We start from the raw sequence: 15,103 nt of genomic DNA, 5'->3' as shown, positions 1-15,103 counted from the left end.
CGGCCGTGGCAGGCGACACACCGTTCCGGAAGCGGCGCTTGCGGCGCACGAAGTCGTCGGAGGCGCATCAGGGCGGTACGGGCCCGGCAGAAGGCGTAAGCACGCCTGCCGAGCACCAGGCCGCCCTGCCGCCCTCTCCCGGCACATCTGACGACGAGCGGGGCCGGTCGGCCTCGCTCGAAGCAGTCCGGGCAGCGGCATCTCCGGAGATGCCGGGACCGGACGGCACGACGGAGTCCACGACCGGGGCAGGCCGTCTGAGGAAACTGAAACGGGGCGTACACAAGGGCGGGGAGAGCGCCAGGGCGGCAATCGGCCAGCTGGCCGACCGGATCATCGACATGGCTCCCCGCATCCCTGTGCGCGACCTCGCCAGGCTGCGCAAGCAGTTCCCGGGACTGGGTCCCGAGGAACTCGCCGACAAGCTCGTCGCGGGCGCGTGCAACGCGACCGCCACCGTCGGCGCGGGTATCGGGGCGGCGGCCATGATGCCCGTACCCCCCGCCATGCTGGCCGAGCTGGCCGCCGAGATCACCGGTGTGGCAGCCATCGAGATGAAGCTCGTCGCCGAGCTCCACGAGGTCTACGGCCGGCGCCCGCCGGGCAACCTCGGGCAGCGCAGCACCGCGTATCTGACCTCCTGGACGGAGGAGCGCGGTATCGACGTGTCGCGCCCCACCACGCTGAACGCGGCGCTGGGCGGGCAGATGAAGCGCGAACTGCGTCAGCAGATCATGAAGCGCATGGTGCGCGACCTGCCCAACCTCATGCCGTTCATGATCGGCGCCGCGGTGGGCGCCCTGATGAACCGCCGGGACACCAGAAAGCTGGCCGACCGGGTCAGGGCCGATCTGCGCAAGCAGCAGGTCACCTGGGACCGGCTCCCCGAGTTGCCCCCGCTGGAGCAGCCCGCGGTGCCCGCGAAGGAGCTGCCGAAGGGGCTCGACGAGCCCGGCGCCTAGGGCCTCAGGCGTGGACGCCCGTGAGGGCGGCCACCAGGGCCTGCGGCTCCCGGGTCGAGAGGTAGACGTACGGCGTCGGGTCGTCCGGATCCGTGACCTTCACCCGCACCGCGGTCGGGATGTAGCTGCGCAGCAGCATGAAGGCGCGGGGATCCGCCTTGTACGAGCGCCAGGCCCGCGCCTCCTCCGCATCCAGCGCCTCGGCGTCGCCGAGCGCCGACAGCGGGATCCGCGCATCGCCCGCGACGAGGGCGCCGGCCACCACCCGGACGCGTGCCGAGCCGTACGAGCTCACCACCACGGCGGCCGCGACGGTGCCGCCGGCCAGACCGCCGAGCATGGGCAGCGTGCCGAGCGGCAGGAGCATCAGGGCGCAGGCGACGCCGACCCCGAAGGCGATGAGCCACCACGTGCGGGGTGCGGTGAGACGTTCGTCGAAGGGCGGTGCGGAAGGCTGCATGGAGCCAAGCTTGGCACGGCGCGACCTGCGATCGGCCGCGCGGGTAAGGTCTGCGCCTGTGAGTGGAACATCTACACGTCTGACACCCCCGGCCGATGCCGCGAAGCCGGAACGGCATCCCGATGCCCCGGCGCCGGGCACGCTGCTCGGGTCGCACTACGAGCAATGTTTCGGCTGCGGAGATGAGCAGCCCCACGGGCTGCACCTCCAGGCGCGGGCCGGAGAGGGAGTGAGCGTCACCGCCGAGTTCACCGTGAAGCCCGCGCACCAGGGTGCTCCGGGGCTCGCGCACGGCGGCGTGCTCGCCACGGCGATGGACGAGACCCTCGGTGCCCTGAGCTGGCTGCTGCGGGTGATCGCGGTGACCGGACGGCTGGAGACCGACTTCGTCAGGCCGGTACCGGTGGACACGGTGCTCTTCCTGGACGCCGAGGTCACCGCAGTGCACAGGCGGAAGATCTTCTGCCAGGCCACGGGCCGGATCGGCGGCCCCGAGGGGCCCGTCGCGGTCCGTGCCGAGGCCCTCTTCATCGAGGTCAAGATGGACCACTTCATCGACAACGGTCGACCGGAGGAGATCCGGGCGGCGATGGCCGACCCGGACCAGGTCAGGCGTGCCCGTGCCTTCGAGGTGAACCCGTGATGCGCCATCCCGTCGACGTGCTGATCCGCCGGGTCGACCCGGACGTGCCGATTCCCGCCTACGGGCACCCGGGCGATGCCGGTGCCGATCTGGTGACCACGGAGGCCGCCGAGCTCGCCCCGGGCGAGCGGGCGGTGCTCCCCACCGGGGTGTCGATCGCGCTGCCCGACGGGTACGCGGCGTTCGTGCACCCCCGCTCCGGCCTCGCAGCCCGCTGCGGAGTGGCCCTCGTGAATGCCCCAGGGACGGTTGATGCCGGGTACCGTGGGGAGATCAAGGTAATCGTGGTCAATCTCGACCCGCGCGAGACCGTGCGGTTCGAGCGGTTCGACCGGATTGCCCAGCTGGTCGTCCAGCAGGTCGAGAAGGTGCGCTTCCATGAGGTGGCGGAACTTCCCGGTTCGGCGCGGGCCGAGGGGGGCTTCGGGTCCACCGGCGGTCACGCCGCCGTGGACGGCGTCAGGGGCGGTAACACCCAGGGTGGGAACAGCTACGCTTCGGTCGTATCCGACCGGGAAGGACAGTGACGTGTTCGGACGTCGCAAGAACAGTGGTTCCGCCGAGGACAGGGCGGACGAAGCGCGCGAGGCCGAGCAGGTCGCCGACGAGCTCGATGGCACCGACGGTGCCGCATCCGGCTCGCGCCGGACGAACCTTCCGCCGGCGCCCAGGCCGGACGGGCCGTGGGACATCTCCGAGGTCTCCCAGCCCGGTGAGGGCCGGGTGGACCTCGGCGGCATCTTCGTGCCCGGAGTCGAAGGCATGGAGCTGCGGGTGGAGGTGGCCGGTGACGCGATCGTCGCCGCCACCGTCGTACTGCGCGACAGCGCGGTCCAGCTGCAGGCCTTCGCCGCCCCCAAGAAGCAGGGCATCTGGGGCGAGGTCCGCGAGGAGATCGCCTCGGGCATCACCCAGCAGGGCGGGATCATCGACGAGGTCGAGGGCCCGCTGGGCTGGGAGCTGCGCGCGCAGGTCCCCGTCCAGCTCCCCGACGGGAAGAACGGCGTACAGCTCGTGCGCTTCATCGGTGTCGACGGACCTCGCTGGTTCCTGCGCGGAGTGATCTCCGGCCAGGGTGCCGTGCAGCCGGAGGCGGCCGGACTCCTGGAGACGATCTTCCGGGACACCGTGGTCGTCCGTGGCGACGGCCCGATGGCCCCGCGCGACCCGATCGTCCTCAAGCTTCCCAACGACGCCCAGATGGTGCCGGAGGGTGTGCAGCAGGAGGACCAGGAGAGCTCGAAGTTCTCCGGCGGCATGGGCCAGCTCCAGCGCGGACCCGAGATCACCGAGGTGCGCTGAGCGGTTCGCACGGCATGATCCGGCCGGTGGGCCGTACCCCTGACGGGGTGCGGCCCACCGGCCATTGCCCGTGCGTGTGCCTCGTGCACATACTGGCGGCGACGAGAGCACGTACGTACCGGGGAGAGACATGACCGAGAGCGCCACCGGACAGAGCGGCACGGCAGTGGCCGAGGGCCCGGCCGGCGGGCCCATGGTGCGGATCGAGGACCTCCACCGCTCGTACGGAACCGGCGCGGCCGCCGTGCGCGCCCTGCGCGGCGTCTCCTTCGAGATCCCGCGCGGGGAACTGGTCGCGCTCAAAGGCCGCTCGGGATCCGGCAAGACGACTCTGCTCAACCTGGTCGGCGGCCTCGACTCACCGGACAGCGGCCGGATCACCGTCGACGGTACGGACCTCTCCGAGCTCGGCGAGAACGGCCTGCTGGAGCTGCGCAGGGACCGGATCGGCTTCATCTTCCAGTCGTTCGGCCTCATCCCGATCCTGACCGCGGCGGAGAACGTCGGCGTACCGATGCGGCTGCGCAGGGCGGAGCCGGGTGAGCGCGAGGACCGGGTGGCGCTCCTGCTCTCCCTGGTGGGCCTCGGCGACCACGCACAGCAGCGGCCCGGAGAGCTCTCCGGCGGCCAGCAGCAGCGTGTCGCCATCGCCCGTGCGCTGGCCAACCGGCCCGCCCTCCTGATCGCCGACGAACCCACCGGACAGCTCGACGCGGAGACCGGCCTCGCGGTCATGGAGCTGCTGCGGGCCGTGGTGCGCAGCGAGGGCGTCACCGTTCTCGTCGCCACCCACGACGCCCAGCTGCTCGGTTTCGCCGACCGGGTCCTGGAGCTCAGTGACGGGCACATCGTCGAGGAGGTGTGAACCGCGGGCACACCTGTGGCCCGCATCAGAATCCCGTCAATACGGACCCTGCGCCCACCCCTGGTCCCTTATGCCGGAAATCCTCGGGGTAGCTTCTGAAGCAGCCGCCGGATCCACGGCGGCGGGTTCAGAGAAGACAATGGGGCCATGGCACGCGGCAAGCTTCGGATCTACCTGGGTGCGGCACCCGGCGTCGGCAAGACGTACGCGATGCTGTCCGAGGCGCACCGCCGGGTGGAACGGGGCACGGACTGCGTCGTCGCGTTCGTGGAGCACCACGAACGGGAACGCACCGAGGTCCTGCTGCACGGCCTCGAACAGATCCGCCGACGCGAGATCGAGTACCGTTCCGCGGTCTTCACGGAGATGGACGTCGACGCCGTTCTGGAGCGGGCCCCCGCCGTCGCACTGGTGGACGAACTGGCCCACACCAATGTGCCGGGCTCGCGCAACGCCAAGCGCTGGCAGGACGTCGAGGAGCTCCTGAAGGCCGGGATCGATGTGATCTCCACCGTGAACATCCAGCACCTGGAGTCGCTCGGCGACGTCGTCGAGTCGATAACCGGTGTACGGCAGAAGGAGACCATCCCCGACGAGGTGGCACGCCGGGCCGACCAGATCGAACTTGTCGACATGTCGCCCCAGGCGCTGCGTCGCCGCATGGCGCACGGCAACATCTACCGGTCCGACAAGGTCGACGCGGCCCTGTCCAACTACTTCCGCCCCGGCAACCTCACCGCCCTGCGCGAGCTGGCGCTCCTCTGGGTCGCCGACCGCGTCGACGAGTACCTCCAGCAGTACCGCGGCGAACACAACATCCGTACCACCTGGCAGGCCCGCGAACGCATCGTGGTGGGACTGACCGGCGGCCCCGAAGGCCGTACGCTCATCCGCCGGGCGTCCCGGATGGCGGCCAAAGGCTCCGGCAGCGAGATCCTCGCGGTGTACATCGCCCGCAGCGACGGTCTGACGTCCGCGTCGCCCAAGGAGCTCGCGGTCCAGCGCACCCTCGTCGAGGACCTGGGCGGCACCTTCCACCACGTCATCGGCGACGACATACCCTCGGCGCTCCTCGAATTCGCCCGAGGCGTCAACGCCACCCAGATCGTCCTCGGCTCCAGCCGCCGCAAGGCCTGGCAGTACATCTACGGACCCGGAGTCGGCGCCACCGTCGCCCGCGAGTCCGGACCCGACCTGGACGTCCACATCGTCACGCACGAAGAGGTCGCCAAGGGACGCGGCCTCCCCATGGCCCGCGGCGCCCGGCTCGGCCGCACCCGGATCATCTGGGGCTGGACGGTGGGCGTCGCCGGACCTGCCCTGCTCACCCTGCTCCTGCTCCGCCTGGAGAACGGCCCGGGCCTCGCCAACGACGTCCTGCTCTTCCTCTTCCTGACGGTCGCCGCCGCCCTGCTCGGCGGACTGGCGCCCGCGCTCGCCTCGGCAGCCGTCGGCTCGATGCTCCTGAACTACTGGTTCACCCCGCCCACCCACACGCTCACCGTGCAGGACCCGGAGAACTTCGTCGCCATCGTGATCTTCTTCGCGGTGGCCGTCGCGGTCGCCTCCGTGGTGGACCTTGCGGCCCGCCGCACCCACCAGGCGGCACGGCTGCGTGCCGAGTCGGAGATCCTCTCCGCCCTGGCGGGGAGCGTCCTGCGCGGCGAGACGGCGCTGGACGCCCTGCTGGAGCGGGTCCGCGAGACCTTCGGCATGGAGTCCGTCGCCCTGCTGGAGCGGCAGAGCGACGTCGATCCGTGGACCTGCGCCGGATCCGTCGGCCCCGCCCCCGTGACCCGGCCGGACGACGCCGACGTCGACATGCCCGTCGGCGACAACATGGCGCTCGCCCTCTCCGGCCGGGTGCTGCCCGCCGAGGACCGCAGGGTGCTCGGAGCGTTCGCGGCGCAGGCCGCGGTGGTCCTGGACCGGCAGCGCCTGGTGGGGGAGGCCGAGGCGGCCCGGCGGCTGGCCGAGGGCAACCGGATCAGGACCGCGCTGCTCGCCGCCGTCAGCCACGACCTGCGCACCCCGCTGGCGGCCATCAAGGCCGCCGTGAGCTCGCTGCGCGCCGACGACGTCGCCTGGTCCGACGAGGACGAGGCCGAGTTCCTCGCCGCCATCGAGGACGGCGCCGACCGGCTGGACCACCTGATCGGCAATCTCCTCGACATGTCCCGTCTGCAGACCGGCACCGTCACCCCGCTCATCCGTGAGATCGACCTCGACGAGGTGGTGCCGATGGCCCTGGGGGGCGTGCCCGAGGGCAGCGTCGACCTCGACATCCCCGAGACGCTGCCGATGGTCGCCGTCGACCCCGGGCTGCTGGAGAGGGCCGTCGCCAACATCGTGGAGAACGCGGTCAAGTACAGCCCAGGCCGGGACCGCGTCACCGTCGCCGCCAGCGCCCTGGGCGAACGCGTCGAGCTACGGGTGGCCGACCGCGGCCGCGGTGTCCCGGACGAGGGCAAGGAACGGATCTTCGAGCCCTTCCAGCGCTATGGCGACGCCCCCCGCGGCGCGGGAGTAGGCCTCGGGCTCGCCGTCGCCCGGGGCTTCGTGGAGTCCATGGGCGGAACGCTCGGGGCCGAGGACACCCCGGGCGGCGGGCTCACGATGGTCCTCACGCTCAAGGCGGTACCGGGGCAGATCGGTGTGGACCCCGGCCTGCCCGTCCAGGTGACCTCGTGAACCTCCCGGGGCGGAACCCCACCTCGTACGCATGTTCAGGAAAGGCAGGATCGCGATGACCCGGGTGCTTGTGGTCGACGACGAGCCGCAGATCGTACGCGCCCTCGTGATCAATCTGAAGGCGCGCAGGTACGAGGTGGACGCGGCGCCCGACGGCGCGACAGCCCTCCAGCTCGCCGCTGCCCGCCATCCCGACGTCGTCGTCCTGGACCTCGGACTGCCGGACATGGACGGCGTCGAGGTGATCAAGGGCCTGCGCGGCTGGACACGTGTGCCGATCCTCGTGCTCTCCGCCCGCCACACCTCCGACGAGAAGGTCGAGGCCCTGGACGCCGGCGCCGACGACTACGTCACCAAGCCGTTCGGCATGGACGAACTGCTGGCCCGGCTGCGCGCGGCGGTGCGCAGGGCCGAACCGGTCGGCCAGGACGGGGCCGACGACCTCGTGATCGTCGAGACCCAGGGTTTCACCGTGGACCTGGCGGCGAAGAAGGTCCACCGGGAGGGCCGCGATGTGCGGCTCACCCCCACGGAGTGGCACCTCCTGGAGGTCCTCGTCCGCAACGCGGGCCGGCTCGTCAGCCAGAAACAGCTGCTCCAGGAGGTGTGGGGGCCCTCCTACGGCACCGAGACCAACTACCTGCGGGTCTACATGGCGCAGCTGCGCCGCAAGCTGGAGGCCGACCCCTCGCACCCCAGGCACTTCGTGACCGAGCCGGGCATGGGCTACCGCTTCGAGAAGGGCTGACGGGGTTCGGGGGCGACCTTGGTCACCCGTTCGGGTGGGACCCCCTCGGGCCAGCCCTTACCACAGGAGACCGGTACCCTTCGGGTATGAGCGCTGTTCCCCGATTCGAGAAGGCCGGCAGGGCCGAGAAGCCGTCCGGCCGCTTCCGCCGCATGCTCGACCGGCTGTCCAGTTCCCAGGAGGACCTGGAGTCCGAGGAGCTGCAGGAGGACACGCACGCCTCGGGCTGCACGCGCATTTCCGAGTGCTCGGACCGCCAGATCGTCAAGGTGGCTGGTACCTTGCGGACGGTCACCTTGCGCCCGCGCGCCGGAGTGCCCGCCCTGGAGGCGGAGCTCTTCGACGGCACCGCGCCGCTCGACGTGGTCTGGCTGGGCCGGCGTTCCATCATCGGCATCGAGCCCGGCCGCAAGCTCATAGCCTCGGGCCGCATCGCCATGAGTCACGGGCGCCGGGTGCTGTTCAACCCCAAATACGAACTCCGACCACTCGGCAAGGAGTAGCCGGTGACGTCTCTCGACAAGCCGACGCCCGACACGGACCAGCCCCACAGCACCGACCAGTCGGCAGCCGACGCGAAAGCGGTCACGGAAGCCGCGCTCTTCGAGGCCTTCGGCGGCGTGCGCGGCATGGTGGAGACAGTCCTGCCCGGGCTGCTCTTCGTCACGATCTTCACCGTCAACAAGGACCTGAAGGCCTCGGCCATCGCCGCGCTGGCGCTGTCCCTGGTGCTCGTCGTCGTACGGCTGATCCGCAAGGACACCGTCAAGCACGCCTTCAGCGGCGTCTTCGGCGTCGCCTTCGGTGTGGTCTTCGCGATGATGACGGGCAACGCCAAGGACTTCTATCTGCCGGGCATGATCTACACGCTCGGCCTGGCGCTCGCCTACCTCATCACGACCCTCGCCGGGGTGCCGCTGATCGGACTGATCCTCGGTCCGGTCTTCAAGGAGAACCTCTCCTGGCGCACCAGGAACCCCGGTCGCAAGAAGGCCTACGCCAAGGCCAGCTACGCGTGGGGGCTGATCCTGCTCGCCAAGTGCGCGATCCTCTTCCCCCTGTACTGGTGGGCGGACACGACGCAGCTCGGCTGGGTGCTCGTCGCGCTCAAGATCCCGCCGTTCCTGCTCGCGGTGTATCTGACCTGGGTCTTCCTCGCCAAGGCGCCGCCGCCCATCGACGTCTTCGCCGAGATGGAGGCGCAGGAGGAGGCCGAGAAGGCCCGCAAGGACGCGCAGAAGGCCCGGGCCGCCGAGGCCCGCGACTACGACGTCTGACCCGGCCCGTACGCACGCAGCAGGAGAGGGGCCCGGAACCGTATGTCACGGTTCCGGGCCCCTCTCCTGCTGCGTGCCTCGGTGCCTCAGCTGTCGGAGGGCTCGCGGCGGACCGACAGCAGGTCCTCCAACTGCTCCTCGCGGGCCTGGGCGGCCACGAACAGCAGCTCGTCACCGGCCTCCAGGGTCTCCTCGGGGCTCGGCGTCAGGACGCGCGTACCGCGGATGATGGTGACCAGCGAGGTGTCCTCGGGCCAGGCCACATCGCTGATCGGGGTGCCGGCCAGGGCCGACTCCGGGGGCAGCGTCAGTTCGACGAGGTTGGCGTCGCCGTGGCTGAAGCGCAGCAGCCGGACCAGATCACCGACGCTCACCGCCTCCTCGACCAGGGCGGACATCAGGCGCGGCGTGGAGACCGCGACATCGACCCCCCAGGACTCGTTGAACAGCCACTCGTTCTTCGGGTTGTTGACCCGGGCGACGACCCGCGGAACGCCGTACTCGGTCTTGGCGAGCAGCGAGACGACCAGATTGACCTTGTCGTCGCCGGTCGCGGCGATCACCACGTTGCACCGCTGCAGCGCGGCCTCGTCCAGCGACGTGATCTCGCAGGCGTCCGCGAGCAGCCACTCGGCCATCGGGACCCGCTCCACCGAGATGGCGGTCGGCGCCTTGTCGATCAGCAGCACCTCGTGCCCGTTCTCCAGGAGCTCGGCCGCGATGGAACGCCCCACCGCGCCGGCCCCGGCAATCGACACGCGCATCAGTGACCGCCCTCCTCAGGACCTTCGGCAAAGGCCTCCTCGACCTTCGCGATCTCGTCCGTACGCATCATCACGTGGACCAGATCGCCCTCCTGCAGAACCGTCTGCGACGAGGGCAGTATGGCCTCGCCCAGGCGGGTGATGAAGGCGACGCGAACGCCCGTCTCCTCCTGCAGCGTGCTGATCTTGTGACCGATCCAGGAGGGCGTCGTGTGCACCTCGGCGAGCTGGACACCACCGCTCGGGTCACGCCACAGCGGCTCGGCACCCGACGGCAGCAGCCGTCGCAGCATCTGGTCCGCCGTCCAGCGGACCGTGGCGACGGTCGGGATGCCTAGACGCTGATAGACCTCGGCACGCTTCGGGTCGTAGATGCGCGCCGCGACGTTCTCGATGCCGAACATCTCGCGGGCGACCCGGGCCGCGATGATGTTGGAGTTGTCGCCGCTGCTCACCGCTGCGAACGCCCCGGCCTCCTCGATCCCGGCCTCGCGGAGGGTGTCCTGGTCGAAACCGACCCCGCTCACCCGCCGGCCGCCGAACCCGGAACCGAGCCGGCGGAACGCCGTGGGGTCCTGGTCGATCACGGCGACCGTGTGCCCCTGCTGCTCCAGGGTCTGTGCGAGTGCGGCTCCGACTCGGCCGCAGCCCATGATGACGATGTGCACCTTGCGCCTACCTCGCAGTCCTGGTCGTCCGGATGACCTGCGAAAACACCCTGCTCACACTTCTCTCTCAGCTTGCGGGGCAAACAATGGGGCAACCACCTTCGGTGTTGCCCGGGGATGAGCTTATGCGGCGCCGCATCCACTGCCTCATCCGAGTGTGCGTACGCCGCGGCCGGAAGGGCAAAGGGAACCCCGCGGGGGCTGCACCGCTGGGCCCGCGGACCCTCGCTCCGCCGCTCGCACCGCAAGGATTCCGTTAAGGATTCCATGGACTTTTCCGGTGAGGGCGGGTAATTATGAAGGATTTACGGGCACCGAGGGGGTGGTGCTTCGGCGGCCCGTCTTCACAACGCTTACGATCCTCAGCGTGTCCAAACTGACCGACGTGCCCAAACGGATCCTGATCGGCCGGGCGCTGCGCAGCGACAAGCTGGGAGAGACACTCCTCCCCAAGCGCATCGCGCTCCCCGTCTTCGCATCCGACCCGCTGTCCTCTGTGGCGTACGCACCGGGAGAAGTCCTCCTCGTACTGTCCATCGCGGGCGTGTCGGCCTATCACTTCAGCCCGTGGATCGCGGCTGCCGTCGTGGTCCTCATGTTCACGGTCGTCGCCTCCTACCGGCAGAACGTGCGCGCCTACCCGAGCGGTGGCGGTGACTACGAGGTCGCCAACACCAACCTCGGCCCCAAGGCCGGTCTGACCGTCGCCAGCGCCCTCCTCGTCGACTACGTCCTCACCGTCGCCGTGTCGATCTCCTCCGGGGTGGAGAACCTCGGGTCCGCGATCCCCTTCGTGGTCGAGCACAAGACGCTCTGCGCCATCGGGGCCATCGTGCTGCTGACCCTGATGAACCTGCGGGGCGTGAAGGAGTCCGGAAAGCTCTTCGCCATCCCGACGTACCTCTTCGTGGCGGGGGTCTTCGCCATGATCCTCTGGGGCGCCTTCCGGGGGCTGGTCCTCGGCGAGACCATGCACGCGCCGACCTCGGACTACGAGATCAAGCCCGAGCACCAGGGGCTGGCCGGCTTCGCCCTCGTCTTCCTGCTGCTGCGGGCCTTCTCCTCCGGCTGTGCCGCGCTCACCGGTGTCGAGGCGATCAGCAACGGCGTGCCCGCGTTCCGCAAGCCGAAGAGCAAGAACGCCGCGACCACCCTCGCGGCGATGGGCCTGCTGGCCGTCACCATGTTCTGCGGCATCATCGGCCTCGCGATGGCCACCGACGTGAAGATGGCCGAGAACCCGGCGAAGGACCTGATCCACAACGGTGTCGCGGTCGGCGCCGGCTTCGTCCAGGACCCGGTGATCTCCCAGGTCGCCGCAGCGGTCTTCGGTGACGGAACGTTCTTCTTCGTTCTCCTCGCCGCGGCCACCGCCCTCGTGCTCTTCCTGGCCGCCAACACCGCGTACAACGGCTTCCCGCTGCTCGGCTCGATCCTGGCCCAGGACCGCTACCTGCCGCGCCAGCTGCACACCCGCGGCGACCGTCTGGCCTTCTCCAACGGCATCGTGCTGCTGGCCGGCGCGGCGATCCTGCTCGTCTGGATCTACGGGGCCGACTCGACCCGGCTGATCCAGCTCTACATCGTCGGCGTCTTCGTCTCCTTCACGCTCAGCCAGACCGGCATGGTGCGGCACTGGAACCGCCATCTGCGGGGCGAGCGGGACCCGGCCAAGCGCCGCCACATGGTCCGCTCGCGCGCGATCAACACCTTCGGAGCCTTCTTCACCGGGCTGGTCCTCGTCGTCGTCCTGGCCACCAAGTTCACCCACGGCGCCTGGGTCGCACTGCTCGGCATGGTGATCTTCTTCGGGACGATGACCGCGATCCGACGGCACTACGACCGCGTCGCCGAGGAGATCGCCGCCTCCGACACCCCGTCCGACGACACCGTGCGGCCCTCCCGCGTGCACTCGATCGTCCTCGTCTCCAAGCTCCACCGCCCCACCCTGCGCGCCCTCGCCTACGCCAAACTGGTTCGCTCCGACCACCTGGAGGCGCTCTCCATCAGCGTCGACCCGGCCGAGACCAAGGTGCTCAAGGAGGACTGGGAGCGGCGCGGCATCGACATCCCGCTGAAGATCCTCGACTCGCCCTACCGCGAGGTGACCCGTCCCGTCATCGAGTACGTGAAGGGCCTGCGCAAGGACAGGCCCCGCGACGTGGTCAGCGTGTACATCCCCGAGTACGTGGTCGGTCACTGGTACGAGCACCTGCTGCACAACCAGAGCGCCCTGCGGCTGAAGGGCCGGCTGCTGTTCACCCCGGGCGTCATGGTGACCTCGGTGCCCTACCAGCTGGAGTCCTCCGAGGCCGCGAAGCTGCGTGCCAGGAAGCGCGCGGACTGGACCGCCCCGGGATCGGTACGCCGAGGCCCTGTGGAGCGGCGGAACAAGGAAACCGGTCACAAGGGCTGACTCGGTGCAACCGTTCGTGGTAAGCGGCCGGGCGACATCCACGTAGACTCGTGGGTTGTTGTCCGGCCGCTTTCCCCTTGATCTCTGGAGCCATCCCCTCATGCAGAACGAATCCACATCGTCGCTGGCCGGGGAGTCTCTGATCGGTCGGGAGTACGAGGTCGAGGTCGGCCCCGTCGCACACGGCGGCCACTGCATCGCGCGCACCGCCGAGGGCCAGGTCCTCTTCGTACGGCACACCCTCCCCGGTGAGAAGGTCGTGGCCCGGGTCACCGACGGCGAGAGCGACTCGCGCTTCCTGCGCGCCGACGCCGTACAGATCATCGAGGCGTCCAAGGACCGGGTCGAGGCCCCCTGCCCCTACGCGGGCCCCGGCAAGTGCGGCGGCTGCGACTGGCAGCACGCCAAGCCCGGTGCCCAGCGCCGCCTCAAGGGCGAAGTGATCGCCGAGCAGCTGCAGCGCCTCGCGGGCCTCACCCCCGAGGAAGCGGGCTGGGACGGCACCGTCATGCCGGCCGAGGGCGACAAGCTCCCGCCGGGCGAGGTGCCCGCGTGGCGCACCCGCGTCCAGTACACGATCGACGCGGACGGCCGGGCCGGGCTGCGCAAGCACCGCTCGCACGACGTCCAGCCGATCGACCACTGCATGATCGCCGCCCCCGGGGTCTCCGAGCTGGGCATCGAGAAGCGTGACTGGCCGCAGATCGCGTCGGTCGAGGCCATCTCCGCCACCGGCTCGCACGACCGCCAGGTCATCCTGACCCCGAAGGAGGGCGGCCGGCTGCCGCTCGTGGAGCTCGACAAGCCCGTCTCGGTGCTCCGCGTCGAGGAGAAGGACGGCGGCGTCCACCGCGTCCACGGCCGCGCCTTCGTCCGCGAGCGGGCAGACGACCGTACGTACCGCGTCGGCTCGGGCGGCTTCTGGCAGGTCCACCCGCAGGCGGCCAACACCCTGGTCCGCGCGGTCATGCAGGGCCTGCTGCCCCGCAAGAACGACACCGCCCTGGACCTCTACTGCGGTGTCGGCCTCTTCGCCGGCGCGATCGGCCAGCGCATCGGCGAGAAGGGCGCGGTGCTCGGCATCGAGTCCGGCAAGCGCGCCGTCGAGGACGCCCGCCACAACCTCCAGGACCTCGACCGCGTCCGCATCGAGCACGGCAAGGTCGACCAGATCCTCCCGCGCACCGGCATCACCGAGTGCGACCTCATCGTCCTCGACCCGCCCCGCGCCGGTGCCGGCAAGCAGGTCGTCAAGCACCTGTCGGGGCTGGGCGCGCGCAAGATCGCCTACGTGGCCTGCGACCCGGCGGCACTGGCCCGGGACCTGGCGTACTTCAAGGACGGCGGCTACAAGGTCCGCACGCTGCGGGCGTTCGACCTGTTCCCGATGACCCACCACGTGGAGTGCGTCGCGATCCTTGAGCCTGCTGAGAAGGGTGCCTGACCTGCGGTTTTCTGTTTCAGGGGGCGTTTCTCGACCTGGCTCACCGTGTCCAACAGATTGGGCTCCTCACTACGGGCTCACCTGCGGTTTTGTGTGGAGCGACGGGTAGGGCGGCAGCCGGGAGTGCTCGGGTTTCGTTGCTTTTGATGCTCATATGACGCTCACGCTCTGCCGGTGTGGTCGGATTCCGCCCGTCAAGCCAGAGGGAAAGGTCAGCCCCGACGCCCGTCTCCGATTTGGCTCGTGCACGATCGCGGGGACGCGCATGAGGGGCCATGAGCCGGGTCGTCGTGGCACACGTGGTGGGGCGGCAACTTGACACCGCTGAGACCCTGTTGGCGGAAGGGGAGCCAGCGCTGCGCGGTGGCGTCGGACTCGCCCTGCGCCGAGGCCCCACGCTCGGGCGGCTGACGGACGACGACATCACTCGGCGGGTCAAGGCCCTCTTCGGCTCCCTCGGGTACACGGAGATCCTTCCTGAACTGATGGCGGGCGGTGGTGATGAGCGCGGCCGCGATGGTGGTCTCGCTGGTGCCGGGGACGAGGACTCGGCGGCGTCGCGATGCGGGCGGCGCCGACCACCCGCTACAACATGGTGTGGCCATTCCTGTTGCTGCTGGGCGAGTCGAAGGCCCTGGACACGGCGAGCGGAGTGGCCCGCGTCCTGGCCGGGGTGAAGCGGCTGCCCGCATTGGCGCGGCGGCTTCGGCCCCGGCTGCCGGCTCCTGGCCGTCACCGACCCGCTCGGCCACACCACCCGGTTCACCTACGACGCGCGCGGTAACACGAGCACCCGCACCGACCCGCTGGGCCTGACCACCGCCTTCTCGTACGACGAGCACGACAGGCTGATTTCCTCCGTC

14 protein-coding genes and 1 pseudogene are annotated in these 15,103 nt (G+C 70.2%); 12 read left to right on the top strand and 3 right to left on the bottom strand.

Features of this window, described 5'->3' with window-relative positions; genetic code table 11:
• Positions 1-5: 5 nt before the first annotated feature.
• The gene (locus tag OG844_RS18200; RefSeq protein WP_406391559.1) at positions 6-962 is read left to right on the top strand and encodes a hypothetical protein; all 957 of its coding nucleotides are present in this window, start codon (positions 6-8) and stop codon (positions 960-962) included.
• A 4-nt stretch (positions 963-966) separates the two neighbouring features.
• Here OG844_RS18200 and OG844_RS18195 read toward each other — a convergent pair whose 3' ends face one another.
• Positions 967-1,422 carry a DUF3093 domain-containing protein gene (locus OG844_RS18195; protein WP_406391557.1) on the bottom strand — a complete coding sequence of 152 codons (456 nt, stop codon included), beginning with the start codon at positions 1,420-1,422 and terminating at the stop codon, positions 967-969.
• Positions 1,423-1,480: 58 nt separating this feature from the next.
• On the opposite strand from OG844_RS18195, the gene OG844_RS18190 reads away from it, so the two are divergent.
• The 8 genes from OG844_RS18190 (at position 1,481) to OG844_RS18155 (ending at position 8,948) form a co-directional block, all read left to right on the top strand.
• Complete coding sequence (locus tag OG844_RS18190) at positions 1,481-2,065, top strand: PaaI family thioesterase (RefSeq protein WP_406391555.1); 585 nt, start codon at positions 1,481-1,483, stop codon at positions 2,063-2,065.
• Positions 2,065-2,592: a dUTP diphosphatase gene (gene dut / locus OG844_RS18185; RefSeq protein WP_351178930.1), complete on the top strand. Its 528-nt coding sequence runs from the start codon at positions 2,065-2,067 to the stop codon at positions 2,590-2,592. The genes OG844_RS18190 and dut overlap by 1 nt, the downstream gene beginning before the upstream one ends.
• A gap of 1 nt (position 2,593) precedes the next feature.
• Positions 2,594-3,367: a DUF3710 domain-containing protein gene (locus OG844_RS18180; RefSeq protein WP_351178915.1), complete on the top strand. Its 774-nt coding sequence runs from the start codon at positions 2,594-2,596 to the stop codon at positions 3,365-3,367.
• Between the two features lie 130 nt (positions 3,368-3,497).
• A complete protein-coding gene (locus OG844_RS18175; protein WP_406391553.1) occupies positions 3,498-4,232 on the top strand; it encodes an ABC transporter ATP-binding protein in 735 nt (244 codons plus the stop codon).
• Positions 4,233-4,379: 147 nt separating this feature from the next.
• Entirely contained in the window at positions 4,380-6,923 is a 2,544-nt protein-coding gene (locus OG844_RS18170; RefSeq protein ID WP_406391552.1) for a DUF4118 domain-containing protein, read from the top strand.
• A 55-nt stretch (positions 6,924-6,978) separates the two neighbouring features.
• Positions 6,979-7,671, top strand: coding sequence for a response regulator (locus OG844_RS18165; RefSeq protein ID WP_356429983.1), 693 nt, complete (start codon positions 6,979-6,981; stop codon positions 7,669-7,671).
• Positions 7,672-7,823: 152 nt separating this feature from the next.
• Complete coding sequence (locus tag OG844_RS18160; RefSeq protein WP_383179311.1) at positions 7,824-8,174, top strand: OB-fold nucleic acid binding domain-containing protein; 351 nt, start codon at positions 7,824-7,826, stop codon at positions 8,172-8,174.
• Between the two features lie 3 nt (positions 8,175-8,177).
• Complete coding sequence (locus OG844_RS18155) at positions 8,178-8,948, top strand: DUF3159 domain-containing protein (RefSeq protein WP_406391551.1); 771 nt, start codon at positions 8,178-8,180, stop codon at positions 8,946-8,948.
• Between the two features lie 86 nt (positions 8,949-9,034).
• On the opposite strand, the gene OG844_RS18150 is transcribed toward OG844_RS18155, so the two are convergent.
• Positions 9,035-9,712, bottom strand: a complete 678-nt coding sequence (locus OG844_RS18150) for a TrkA family potassium uptake protein (protein WP_329206646.1) — start codon at positions 9,710-9,712, stop codon at positions 9,035-9,037.
• On the bottom strand, positions 9,712-10,380 hold the full coding sequence (locus OG844_RS18145; protein WP_329206645.1) for a TrkA family potassium uptake protein: 669 nt from the start codon (positions 10,378-10,380) through the stop codon (positions 9,712-9,714). The genes OG844_RS18150 and OG844_RS18145 overlap by 1 nt, the downstream gene beginning before the upstream one ends.
• Before the next feature lie 367 nt (positions 10,381-10,747).
• On the opposite strand from OG844_RS18145, the gene OG844_RS18140 reads away from it, so the two are divergent.
• From OG844_RS18140 to OG844_RS18130, 3 genes and pseudogenes are all read left to right on the top strand, one after another.
• Positions 10,748-12,796, top strand: a complete 2,049-nt coding sequence (locus tag OG844_RS18140) for an APC family permease (protein ID WP_406391550.1) — start codon at positions 10,748-10,750, stop codon at positions 12,794-12,796.
• A 100-nt stretch (positions 12,797-12,896) separates the two neighbouring features.
• Complete coding sequence (locus tag OG844_RS18135; RefSeq protein ID WP_406391548.1) at positions 12,897-14,240, top strand: class I SAM-dependent RNA methyltransferase; 1,344 nt, start codon at positions 12,897-12,899, stop codon at positions 14,238-14,240.
• Between the two features lie 489 nt (positions 14,241-14,729).
• Positions 14,730-14,961, top strand: a pseudogene (locus OG844_RS18130) (hypothetical protein); the annotation flags it as partial.
• Positions 14,962-15,103: the final 142 nt, after the last annotated feature.

It is taken from the genome of Streptomyces sp. NBC_00887 (genome assembly GCF_045207585.1).
This window is presented reverse-complemented; position numbering and strand designations above follow the sequence as displayed.

Excerpts from the sequence above, each read along its gene's own strand:
- OG844_RS18150 (WP_329206646.1), bottom strand. The coding sequence starts at position 9,712 with ATGCGCGTGTCGATTGCCGGGGCCGGCGCGGTGGGGCGTTCCATCGCG.
- OG844_RS18195 (WP_406391557.1), bottom strand. The coding sequence starts at position 1,422 with ATGCAGCCTTCCGCACCGCCCTTCGACGAACGTCTCACCGCACCCCGC.
- OG844_RS18170 (WP_406391552.1), top strand. The coding sequence starts at position 4,380 with ATGGCACGCGGCAAGCTTCGGATCTACCTGGGTGCGGCACCCGGCGTC.
- OG844_RS18160 (WP_383179311.1), top strand. The coding sequence starts at position 7,824 with ATGCTCGACCGGCTGTCCAGTTCCCAGGAGGACCTGGAGTCCGAGGAG.
- OG844_RS18135 (WP_406391548.1), top strand. The coding sequence starts at position 12,897 with ATGCAGAACGAATCCACATCGTCGCTGGCCGGGGAGTCTCTGATCGGT.
- OG844_RS18165 (WP_356429983.1), top strand. The coding sequence starts at position 6,979 with ATGACCCGGGTGCTTGTGGTCGACGACGAGCCGCAGATCGTACGCGCC.
- OG844_RS18175 (WP_406391553.1), top strand. The coding sequence starts at position 3,498 with ATGACCGAGAGCGCCACCGGACAGAGCGGCACGGCAGTGGCCGAGGGC.
- dut (WP_351178930.1), top strand. The coding sequence starts at position 2,065 with ATGCGCCATCCCGTCGACGTGCTGATCCGCCGGGTCGACCCGGACGTG.